Below are 10,788 nucleotides of genomic sequence, written 5' to 3'. Positions count from 1 at the left end.
GTATTGCAGTGACGACGACCGATGTGACCAATGCCAACTTCGGCGTGCAGCAGCCGCCAGTAACTACCGACCAGGCCCTGCCATCTTCACCAAACCCTGGTGGAACCGTAACAGTGGATATCTCGGATGATTTCAACTTCACCGATCCGGATGGAACTGTGGAAACGATCACCTTCACAGAATTCCCTGAAAATGTGACCACTGTGACCATCAACGGAACAACTTATGTCGCTCCGGGTGAAACACCGGGAACGGGTCAGCAGGTATTCCCTGATTCTGGCATAACGGTTCCGGTAACCGGTCTGGAAGTACTCATCGATCCGATCGATGGTAACCCGACCGTAGATGTACCGTTCACAGTAACTGACAACGGTGGGCTGGAAAGCAACGAAAGCTCGGTGACAAAGCCGTTCACAACGCCCCTGGTAAGCCTCTCGGGTAATGTATTCCACGATGCCAATGCATTGACAGACAGCACCGTTAATACAACATCGGGCGTTGCCATTCCGACTGGCCTTTATGCATCGCTTCTGGATAGCACAGGCGCTGTGGTGGCGACTGTCCCTGTAAATGCGGATGGAAGCTATGATTTCGGTAATGTAACGCCGGGCACTTACAGCGTGGTGCTGCACCAGACAGCGGCCGGATCGACGACGCCAAGTCTGCCAACCGGTTGGAATAACACAGGTGAGCACCTGGGTGCCAATGCAGGTAGCGACGGAAGCGTCAATGGTATCTTGCCTAATATCGTGGTAACCACTACTGATGTGACCAACGCCAACTTTGGCGTGCAGCAGCCGCCGCTGGCAGATCCGAAGAACTACATCATTGATCAGCCGATTGTGGATCAGATCATACCGCTCAATGGAACGCATACCAGCACAGGTGCCGGCACTACCGCGCCTGATCAGCTGACCGGTGCCGACCCTGAGGACGGTACATTGAACGGCACAGGCAGAGACCGCACGGTGGTGATCACTACCCTGCCTGACAATGGTGAGCTGTACTACAATGGTGTGCTGGTGACAGAAGGCCAGGTGATTCCTAACTACAATCCTGACTCACTGGCCATCAAGTTGATCGGCACAGGATACACCAGCACTACTTTCGAGTATGCTTATGTAGACCAGGCCGGCGAACAATCACCACCTGCACCTTACACGATCCGCTGGGAAAAACCGCTACCAGTGACGCTGGTTTCGTTCACTGCTACTGCACGTGAAAATGCTGCGGAATTGAACTGGGCGACTTCGGAGGAGACCAACTCCGACCACTTCGAAATCCAACGCAGTACCGACGGCAAGGCATGGAAAAAGGTCGGCAATCTGGCCGCGCAAGGTGAAAGCAAGGTGAAAAAGACCTATACCTTCACAGACCGCGCGCCCGAAACCGGTGAAAACCTGTACCGACTGAAAATGGTAGATACTGACGGCACATTTGCATTCAGCGCTATCAGAAGCCTCCGCTTTGACAGCAAGCTTGAAAGCAGCATCTATCCAAACCCTGTTAGCAATGAGCTGACGCTCAAAGTGACCAGCTGGAAACAAGTGAAAGCCATCCGGATCGACAACCTTGCAGGCTTGCAGGTTTACAGCTCCGGACCGGTTGACGCGGGTAAGGTAGATGTGAGCAGGCTCGATGCGGGCGTGTACATCCTGCGCATCACACACACTGACGGATCTGTTCACACACACAAATTCGTCCACATTAAATAATGCATAACGCTAAATAGTGGTTTACAGACGTTCCGGTAGCCGGTCCACCGGTTTTATCGGAACGTCTGTTCCAAAATTCCCTTCACAAGATTTAAACGCTATCTCCTCTTGCAATGAACGTATTGATTATCGACGACCAAACTCTGCTCCGCACAGGAATGCGGCTCTTGCTGCAATCTATTTCCGAAGAATACTGTCTTTTCGAAGCGGCCAATCTGGAAACAGCCCTGACCATCTTGAAAAGCGGGACCAATATTGAGCTTATCATCAGCGAGGTTAAGATCAATGGAGTAATTACGCCGAACCTTGTTGAAGTGCTAAGAAGTACAAAGGCCGACGTTTCGATACTCTTCTATTCAGGGCTGGCCGAGCGGCTATATGCAGTGCCGGTCATGCGTTCTGGCGCTGACGGGTTCATCATGAAACATTCCAAACCCCATGAACTGGCCAGGGCGATTACGATCGTAGGCTCCGGCGGTAAATACCTGAGCGTCGAACTGCAGTCCTCGCTGCTACCCAAGATCAATGCCGGTCATCAGCTGGAAGAGCTCGAATCCATCGACCGGCTCTCTGAGCGTGAACGGACCATCATGACCCAGGTTGCCCTGGGTAAAAGCACCAAAGAAATCGCCTACTCACTTAACCTCAAATGCAATACGATCAGCACTTACAAAAAGCGGATCTGCAAAAAGATGAATGTGGCCGATAAATTTGAACTGTTTCAGAAGTCTCTTGCCTATTAAATAGCTGCCGCTTTCAACTCCTGATCTCTCTTCGCATAAACAGATAATAAGAAAATGCAAAGCAGAGCGAAGTTGCCGCCAATAGTCCGCATAACTGCGGCCAAACCACCATCAGACTTTCTCTGAACGGAAGTGGCGAGGGAATAGCGCCGGCCATCTGCTCCATCGTAAGCGGACCCAGGCTCCTTACCGATGGCATAAGCAACGTGGTGGTTGCATCCGAGAATAGTTGGCTGGGAGCCAAACGGAGTATATTCAGCATCAGCTGATTATACCTGACTACATCCATCTGCGTGAGCACAGCCTGTTTAGGGATGAAAGCTCCGATTAGCAAATTGGCTACAATCTGGTAAAATACCGTAAAAAATAACCAGACGCCGATTGCCGCAAGTGCCGAAGTAGCCGTCTGCTTAAATGTGATGGAAAACAATATGGACAAACTCAGCCAGAAGCCCACGTAAACGACATTTACGAGCACAAATGCGAAAATACGAAGTACTTCTCCGGGTTCAATCCAGACGCCCGTAATGCACAGTCCGGCGCCAATCATGAGCAGCGCAAGGCTGAGAAACAATGTGCCGACGATCATCCATGCACTGACAAACTTGGCAAGAATCAAATTGTCCCGATACACGGGTTGCGCCATCAGGCGTATCAAAGTACCGTTATTCTGCTCGGAATTGATTGCATCAAAGCCGAGCGCGATCCCCAGCAATGGACCCAGAAAATTCAGAAACACATGAAAGGGCGGCATCGCACCGTCGGTAGTGGTAAGCAGTTTCAGGTAAAGAAACATGCTGTCCGGATCCTGCACATTTGAAACTGCACTCTTGATATTGTTCACCGACACATACAAAGCCCCTAAAAATGTAAAAACGACCAGGGCAAGCAAGACGATAAATCGCCAGCTTCTGATATGATCGGCCACCTCTTTGGCTACCATGACCTGGAATGCGCTGGCCGGACCCAAGGCAGGTTTATTTTTTGGTGAGATACCTTTGGAAAATACCGCGAGACTTTTCATCGGTCTTGTCTTCTGTTAAATTGTTCTCAAAGTATTTTTGGTAAATTTCGTCAAGTCCGAACTCCTTTCGGTGGACCCCAATTACATCAAGACCCTTCGCGACAAAGAGACGGACTAAATCGGGTGTAACATCCGAAGAGCAGGCGATCTCTACGACGTTTTCAGCAATGCGTAGTTGTCGCACCTCGCTGATGCTTTGCAGCTCAGCCGCATGCTCCCATGGCACAGGAAGGGCATTTCTTACAGTGATGCTGACCGAATAGGACTCGTCGGCAAAGAGATTCTGTGAAAGCTTATCAATATCCCCCTCCATTTGCATTTTACCGGCGGCAAAAATACCAACACGATCACAGACCATCTGCACCTGATGCAGATGATGGGAGGATAGCAGCACAGTTAGTCCCTGCTCCCGACTCAACTGCCGAATCAGCGCCAGGAACTCTTTAACGCCAGCCGGATCGATGCCCAGCGTGGGTTCGTCCAGGATAATCACCTCAGGCCGCTTGATTAAAACCTCCGCAAGACCAAGCCTTTGTTTCATACCTCTTGAAAAGACGGAGGCTCTTTTGTGCACCGCAGAGCCCAGACCAATCAGGTCCATCAAATCCAGTGCACGCTTATGCGCCTCCGAGCCAGACAGCCCGTTCAATTTGCCGGTGTACACCAGGTTTTCAAGGGCTGACATGCTGTCGTAGAAGCCGATACTGTCGGGCATGTAGCCTACTTTCCGCTTAACCGGGATGGGATGGGTTGTCGCATCAATTCCGCAGACCAGCGCTTTGCCCGAAGAAGGTTCGGTAAGGCCGAGCATCATCAGGATCGTCGTAGTTTTCCCTGCTCCGTTCGGCCCCAGCAAGCCGAATATTTCGCCCCTACCGATTTTCAAATTCAGGTTATCAACCGCTTTCAGAGAACCGTAGCATTTGGTCAACCCCTTCAAATCAATGACAGGATTTTCCATACTGCTCAGCGTCTGCCGTATTTTTTGATTAACCTGTATATCAAGCCGGCAGCGAGCAAAATAACCAAAATACCCAGCCAACCGGACAGCAAAGAAGTCTTAACAGTGATCCGGAAAATGGCATCCGCGTTTGCGTGCTGATTTTTGGCCGTGAACGTGGAGACATAATCGCCGGCAATTGTTTTGTCGGGAACCCGCACCCTGGCCGTTATATCAATAGAACCGGATGGGTCTATACGCTCCACTTTGGCAGGCTCAAAGGTGACCTCCCATTTCGGGGGAGTCTGGGCTGTCATCTCTACATTTTCAAGTGGCAGCGTTCCCGTGTTTTTGATCGTGCAAACAATCTGCTCGACGCTGCCTTCGGTGACGTCTTCGCTCAGCCGCCCGGAAGGCGTACTTAGCTCGATCTTGTAAGCACCTTTGAGAACAGCTTCCAGGTTAAGGGTGAGCGTATCGGCGGCAGAAACAGCTGTTACAGGAATTGCATACTTTTCCGGCTTCGAATTAGGGCTTACGCTAATCTCGATGGAAACCTCCTGGGTGGCTCCCGGTTCAAGATGGACCGAGGTGACCTGGCTGCCCATTGTTCGGAAAGAAGCAATCCAGCCCGGCGGCAACTTGGCCGCCAACGCATAATTCCTGGCCTGGCCGGACCCGTTTTTCAAAGTTGCCGAGTAGCGGAACGGCTCGCCGGAGCTGGCTTCCAGATTAAACAAGTTGGTTTGAAAAGAAGACTTTTCGATGGGTTTGCCTGAGGGCTGGGCCTGTAAACTTGCAGAGAGTCCGGCCATGAAAAGCAAACTGCGAAGGGAATAAACGCTGTACTTTTTGAGAATTGGATAAAAAACGGACATAATCTAACAAACAAAAGTTATCACTAAATTTCATTTATTAAAGAATGGTTACAAAGCCCTTTCTCGGGCTTTGAATTCTAGTTGGGCGCGAAAATAAAAAAAGGAGCATTTTTTTAAAAAATTTCATCGCCAAAAAATTTGCGCGGGCATATAGCTTTTAAGAGACTATTCGGGCTGCCTTTGCAAGCATCGGCAATAAAGAGGTATGGCTTGCCATCAGTTGCGAAAAAATATTTAAGTTGCAGGTCGAGCCGCATCGCATTCAAGCCATTTTCGCTGAATGTGACCGGATTTTGAAATCGGGAACTGAGATTATGAAGAAAATAGGATTTTTATCCTTCGGGCATTGGTCCAATCATCCGGCCTACAACGCTCAAACAGCAAGCGACACGCTTCTTCAATCTATTGACCTGGCTGTTGCCGCCGAAGAAATAGGTTTAGACGGCGCTTATTTTCGCGTTCATCATTTTGCCTCACAATTAGCCTCGCCATTTCCTTTGCTTTCGGCTATCGGCGCAAAGACCAGCAAAATAGAGATCGGAACGGGCGTAATTGATATGCGCTACGAAAATCCCTTGTACATGATGGAAGATGCTGGCGCTGCCGATTTGATTTCCGGCGGGCGACTGCAATTGGGGATCAGCAGAGGGTCGCCCGAGCAAGTGATCGACGGATGGCGCTATTTCGGATACGAACCAGCGAAAGGCGAAAGCGACGCAGATATGGGACGCCGTAAAGCACTCGAATTCCTTGAACTGCTAAACGGTGTAGGATTTGCACGGCCAAATCCGAACCCGATGTTTCCGAATCCGCCGGGCCTGCTACGGCTGGAACCCTACTCGGAAGGATTGCGGGAGCGGATTTGGTGGGGAGCCGGTTCTAATGCCACCGCCGTCTGGGCGGCCGAAAACGGAATGTATCTTCAAAGTTCGACGTTGAAAAACGATGAAAGCGGCAAGCCTTTTCACGTCCAGCAAGCCGAGCAGATCAGGTTGTACAAGGATGCTTGGATAAAAGCAGGACACCAGCGCAAGCCAAGAATTTCGGTGAGCCGGTCTATATTCGCATTGGTAACCGATCAGGACCGCTACTATTTTGGACAGGAAGCTGGCCGGAGTGATAAGATTGGGATGATCGAACCCGGCAAACGTGCGATTTTTGGTAGAAGCTATGCGGCCGAACCCGATCAGCTGATTAAAGAATTGGCGCAGGATGAAGCTATTCAGGAGGCGGACACGCTCCTTCTTACAATACCTAACACACTTGGAGTTGATTACAATATCCATGTGTTGTCTTCGATCTTGCAACACGTGGCGCCGGGGTTGGGGTGGCGTTAACCACCTTTCAGCCCTGGCTGACCGCAAATAAGCTGGACTTGTAACCCACAAAGTTATTTACTGAGGCATATGTGCGAGAGTATGCAGTTAAACCAAGCGGACATTTGCCTGGACGCGCTCTTAAGAGCCAGCCACCCGCTTGCGACTAGCCCCCGACTATCAGAACAATTAAAGCGCCTGCAAAGTATCGACAATCGCCGCAAGTAGCCCTTTGTCAACAGAACCCTTGTCGGTAGCAGTGTCAATAACGCGGTAGTCTCCCTGATCGTCCTTTTCAAATATCAGAGATTTGCCTTCAACCTGGATATGCAGTTGATAAGTGAATCCCAGCGGGACAATGCTCAATGGAAGTTCCAGAAGCTGCCCCAGGTAGTCGACCGGTAATGTAATCGTTTCATTCATCCACAAAAATAATTGAAAATATCAGGGCGCCGATATTTCATGTTTGATTCGTAAATTTTAGCCCATGGAGCCCATTAAGCTTACAAAAAAGCAGGCCAGAAAGATCATTGTTAACGCTGCCGGTCTGGCCCGAAAGGCGCAATTCGGAACAGGTATTGAGGCCGTTTATCGGTTGATCGATCATCTTGGCTTTGTGCAGCTGGACACGAATTATGTTGTCGAGCGAGCTCACCATCACGTAATGGCCGCGCGCATACCCGATTACCAAACCGATTGGCTGGCGCTGCTTTGCCAGGACGGTAGCATCTTCGAGTATCTGACCTCGGACGCGGGCTACCTTCCAATGCGCGACTTCCGCTTTTCACTGCCGGTAAAAAAAGCTTTCAAATCCCAGCGTAAACCCCTTACCGGCCCGGAAATAAAATTAATGAAAGAAATCCTGGATCGGGTCCGACGCACAGAGGCAGTAATGGTAGGCGATTTTGAAAACGACCGGACCCAGGCCAGCACCGGCTGGTGGGACTGGCGGCCAGCCAAAATTGCCCTGGAAAGGCTTTATCTGGATGGGGAACTGATGATCCAGCGGACAAAGAATTTTCAGAAGGTCTATGTTTTGCCGGTCAACACCATACCGAAAGAAATAGACCAGACCATGCCCAGCGACAGAGAATATGCACGTTTTGTCATCCGGCGCGCCTTGGGTGCACTGGGTATCGCCTACGCGAAGGAAATCGCATGGCGTACCCGACACGTGAAAGGCAACCTGGTCAAACAAGAACTTGATAAAATGGTGCAAAACGGCGAGCTCAGTCTGGTATCTGTGGAGGAGCTGAAAGGCCCGTTGTATATGCTCCCGGGGGAAAAGACCGATGTTGAGCTATCGGGCGACGTCTTCATTCTCTCCCCATTTGATATCCTGAATGTCTTCCGGCACCGTTTGAAAGATTTCTTTGATTTCGATTATCAGATCGAGTGCTTTGTGCCCGCCCATAAACGTCAGTACGGCTATTTCTCATTGCCGGTTCTGGCCGCTGACAAGTTCATTGCAAGAATGGACTCGAAGGCCGACCGGAAGCGGAAAATTCTGACGGTGCACAACCTGCATTTTGAAGCTTTCGATCTGGCCGAAACAACAGTTGACAAGCTTGCTGGGGCGCTCAGAGCATTTGCCAGGTTCAACCAGTGCCACCAAATTGAATTCAAGAAGTCAAACAATCACGCCAACTTGGAGGCCATCCTGGAAAGCCTTGCTGGTAAACCTATATAAAAATGATTTCAAAGGTGGGGTAAACAGCCGATGGGCTTTCCTTAGCCGATCTGAGCGCATTCCAGTATATTATCAACTAAACAGTATGCATACATGAAGCCTTGATAACGAAAGCCTTTAATTCTGCCATTTTGCCGTTCTGGAACCGCCACACGTCGCAATATGCGTTATCCACCATATGACCGTCTTCATCCCTGATGCAGATCCTGCCAAGTGCGGTAACAAACTCCCCTTCTGCTATCATATTTTCGACTATGAATTTTGGTGGTTCTACATAGACCTCTGCCATATACTTCCGAACAGCCTGCTTTCCGCGCAGGACTGTTTCGCCAACAAAAGTCCAAAGCGTGTCTTCACTGCAAAATGCAAGAAAAGCCTCATAATCTCCGCGGGCGATAGCTTCATTCGCCCTTTCAAGTATCATTTTGTTATCAGAAAGCATATGCCAAAATTCAAGCTTACAAAACAGGGCTAAGGCCTCAATTTGTTTTAACAAAACTTACATCTTTTAGATTCTGCCCCGACAGGACAAATCCCGTCACCCGCTGTTGGTCATCCCTTATAAATTTGACCCTTCCAAAAAAAGATTTATTCGAATAGAATTCGTCGCGAGCCAAGGGCTGTAACACGATGTCACCATTAAGAGCGTGAGTAGCCATCAGCCTGCCTTCATTTACAACCAGTTTATAAGACGTCTTCAAAGGGTCATTCCAGTAAATCCCTGTCAGTTTTTCTAATTTATATGTTGGTTTATATGGAAGTTGAAAGATCATTCTCTCACAACGATAGGAGAAGTCCGAAAAATGCCAGCGCAAACCCTCGGGGCCGAAAACCAGCTTGCTGAACGGAGCATAAGGGAAAGTAAAAGTACGATCACCGGCAACGGGCAAAGCATATAGGTCTTTTTTATCAAAGGGCTGATAAAATAATGTGTCGTTTTGGGCGACCAATTTAAAAAACGATCCGGGAAAGATTTCATAGCTGCCTTGCCACTTCCTCAGATCGTCAGTTGAGTACCGGGGTACAGGTTCTTTATTCGGAACAGACTCAAATTCTTTCAGGTACAGATCCAAAATGTCATATGGAAGCGCCGAGGGGTTAAAAGATTCCAGATTGCCCATTACAATTACGGAAAAATGATATGCCGGAACACGCAGAAGGTAAGCACGGTATCCGGCATCTCCGCCGCCGTGGAATATAACGTTAAGACCCTTGTATGTTTTCATTTCCTGGCCAAAGGCGTAGGGAATCTGCTGCCCATTATTCAACAGGCTTGGCGGCTTCATTTTGTCGAATATTTTTTGATTGCCTATTTTCGGATTGTCAAAATTCATGGCCCACAGGCTAAGATCGTGTAATGTTGTGTTTAATGCTGATGCTCCGATTACTGTATAGTTGAAGGGTACTTTGATGTACCCCGTTTTGGCCGTTTTGTAGGAATATGCCTTATTTTTCACGATCGTTGCATTGTCATCCAAAAACAAGGTTTTGCTCATGCCTAGCGGGACAAAAATTCTTTCCCGCGCAAAATCGCCAAAAGATTTACCCGAAACTCTTTGGATAATTTCGGCCAGTAGCGCGAATCCGGAATTGTTGTATTGGTATTGTGCTCCTGGTTCAAAATTCAATTGCTTTTGCCGCAACAGCATTGTTATCATTTGCTGCTGGGTCATCACATCATGCGAACTGATCCCGATCAATTGACCCAGTTCATACGTGTTGGCAAAGCCATGGGTGTGGTTTGCCAACTGCCGGATGGTTACTTTGGGTAAGCCTTTCAGCTCTGGAATGTACTGGCTAATGTCGTTGTCTAACGACAACTTTCCCTCCTGCTCCAATAGCAACGCCAAAAATGCCGTAAACTGTTTTGAAACGGATGCGATATGAAACACTGTGGAGTCTGAGATTGGTATGCCATATTCGAGATTGGCAAAACCGTCCTGACGTTGATAGATAATCTGCCCATCTCTTACGACCGCTACTGCGATTCCCGGCCCAGTGCGCTGGTGGTAAGTTTGGATTAAAGAATCCACACGTTTTTCTACCCCATTTGCGATATTCTTCTGGCCACAGGCGATACTTACCGGGAAGATTTTAATTATCAGGAAAATAGCTGGCCAAAATCTTCTGATCCCATTCATGTTGGCTTGTTGTAAAGAAAAAACGATCGAATGCCCCAGAAAGGCTCGATTCTTTGGAAAATTCCCGACCGGAGGCCTCGCTAGTGTCTGCACTATCCCATTTTTGGGGTTAATGTATATAGCTATCTACTGCCACTTTCGTCTAACAAACAAGATAACTTAACAATTTGATTGAAACTACGTCTTCAGAAAATTCCTGGACGCTAATCTATGGCTGAAATGCCCCATTAATTTCCAGGAACTTTTGTGCGCGTACAGCTCTACAACTGGCAACCGATAGTCTATTCGATAGGGCAAATCGCGCTTGGGCAAGTGGTATAAGGTAGTATGCACCTCTTTTG

10 protein-coding genes are annotated in these 10,788 nt (G+C 48.8%); 4 read left to right on the top strand and 6 right to left on the bottom strand.

Annotated elements, in window-relative coordinates:
• Together AAHB90_RS30320 and AAHB90_RS30315 are read left to right on the top strand one after the other, a co-directional pair.
• Positions 1 to 1,715, top strand: a 1,715-nt coding sequence (locus AAHB90_RS30320; RefSeq protein ID WP_342089067.1) for a T9SS type A sorting domain-containing protein, incomplete at its 5' end; no start/stop codon positions are given.
• Between the two features lie 113 nt (positions 1,716 to 1,828).
• Complete coding sequence (locus AAHB90_RS30315; RefSeq protein WP_342089066.1) at positions 1,829 to 2,458, top strand: response regulator transcription factor; 630 nt, start codon at positions 1,829 to 1,831, stop codon at positions 2,456 to 2,458.
• 13 nt (positions 2,459 to 2,471) lie between these two features.
• On the opposite strand, the gene AAHB90_RS30310 is transcribed toward AAHB90_RS30315, so the two are convergent.
• From AAHB90_RS30310 to AAHB90_RS30300, 3 genes are read right to left on the bottom strand one after another with little or no spacing between them, the layout of a single operon-like run.
• Positions 2,472 to 3,482 carry an ABC transporter permease gene (locus AAHB90_RS30310; RefSeq protein WP_342089065.1) on the bottom strand — a complete coding sequence of 337 codons (1,011 nt, stop codon included), beginning with the start codon at positions 3,480 to 3,482 and terminating at the stop codon, positions 2,472 to 2,474.
• Positions 3,436 to 4,443, bottom strand: coding sequence for an ABC transporter ATP-binding protein (locus AAHB90_RS30305; protein ID WP_342089064.1), 1,008 nt, complete (start codon positions 4,441 to 4,443; stop codon positions 3,436 to 3,438). Before AAHB90_RS30305 ends, AAHB90_RS30310 begins: the two co-directional genes overlap by 47 nt.
• Positions 4,444 to 4,448: 5 nt before the next feature.
• On the bottom strand, positions 4,449 to 5,237 hold the full coding sequence (locus AAHB90_RS30300; protein WP_342089063.1) for a COG1470 family protein: 789 nt from the start codon (positions 5,235 to 5,237) through the stop codon (positions 4,449 to 4,451).
• A gap of 377 nt (positions 5,238 to 5,614) precedes the next feature.
• Here AAHB90_RS30300 and AAHB90_RS30295 point away from each other — a divergent pair, with 377 nt between their 5' ends.
• Entirely contained in the window at positions 5,615 to 6,637 is a 1,023-nt protein-coding gene (locus tag AAHB90_RS30295) for an LLM class flavin-dependent oxidoreductase (protein WP_342089062.1), read from the top strand.
• A 168-nt stretch (positions 6,638 to 6,805) separates the two neighbouring features.
• On the opposite strand, the gene AAHB90_RS30290 is transcribed toward AAHB90_RS30295, so the two are convergent.
• On the bottom strand, positions 6,806 to 7,039 hold the full coding sequence (locus tag AAHB90_RS30290; protein WP_342089061.1) for a hypothetical protein: 234 nt from the start codon (positions 7,037 to 7,039) through the stop codon (positions 6,806 to 6,808).
• Between the two features lie 64 nt (positions 7,040 to 7,103).
• Between AAHB90_RS30290 and AAHB90_RS30285 the strand changes: the two genes are divergently transcribed.
• The gene (locus AAHB90_RS30285) at positions 7,104 to 8,306 is read left to right on the top strand and encodes a winged helix-turn-helix domain-containing protein (protein ID WP_342089060.1); all 1,203 of its coding nucleotides are present in this window, start codon (positions 7,104 to 7,106) and stop codon (positions 8,304 to 8,306) included.
• Between the two features lie 76 nt (positions 8,307 to 8,382).
• On the opposite strand, the gene AAHB90_RS30280 is transcribed toward AAHB90_RS30285, so the two are convergent.
• Positions 8,383 to 8,802, bottom strand: coding sequence for a nuclear transport factor 2 family protein (locus AAHB90_RS30280; RefSeq protein ID WP_342089059.1), 420 nt, complete (start codon positions 8,800 to 8,802; stop codon positions 8,383 to 8,385).
• Positions 8,786 to 10,447, bottom strand: coding sequence for a serine hydrolase domain-containing protein (locus AAHB90_RS30275; RefSeq protein WP_342089058.1), 1,662 nt, complete (start codon positions 10,445 to 10,447; stop codon positions 8,786 to 8,788). Before AAHB90_RS30275 ends, AAHB90_RS30280 begins: the two co-directional genes overlap by 17 nt.
• Positions 10,448 to 10,788 lie beyond the last annotated feature (341 nt).

Source organism: Dyadobacter sp. OTU695 (assembly GCF_038440355.1).
Lineage (GTDB): Bacteria > Bacteroidota > Bacteroidia > Cytophagales > Spirosomataceae > Dyadobacter.
This window is presented reverse-complemented; position numbering and strand designations above follow the sequence as displayed.

Coding starts and splice junctions, on each gene's coding strand:
- AAHB90_RS30315 (WP_342089066.1), top strand. CDS start 1,829: ATGAACGTATTGATTATCGACGACCAAACTCTGCTCCGCACAGGAATG.
- AAHB90_RS30295 (WP_342089062.1), top strand. CDS start 5,615: ATGAAGAAAATAGGATTTTTATCCTTCGGGCATTGGTCCAATCATCCG.
- AAHB90_RS30300 (WP_342089063.1), bottom strand. CDS start 5,237: ATGGCCGGACTCTCTGCAAGTTTACAGGCCCAGCCCTCAGGCAAACCC.
- AAHB90_RS30310 (WP_342089065.1), bottom strand. CDS start 3,482: ATGAAAAGTCTCGCGGTATTTTCCAAAGGTATCTCACCAAAAAATAAA.
- AAHB90_RS30285 (WP_342089060.1), top strand. CDS start 7,104: ATGGAGCCCATTAAGCTTACAAAAAAGCAGGCCAGAAAGATCATTGTT.
- AAHB90_RS30305 (WP_342089064.1), bottom strand. CDS start 4,443: ATGGAAAATCCTGTCATTGATTTGAAGGGGTTGACCAAATGCTACGGT.
- AAHB90_RS30290 (WP_342089061.1), bottom strand. CDS start 7,039: ATGAATGAAACGATTACATTACCGGTCGACTACCTGGGGCAGCTTCTG.
- AAHB90_RS30275 (WP_342089058.1), bottom strand. CDS start 10,447: ATGAATGGGATCAGAAGATTTTGGCCAGCTATTTTCCTGATAATTAAA.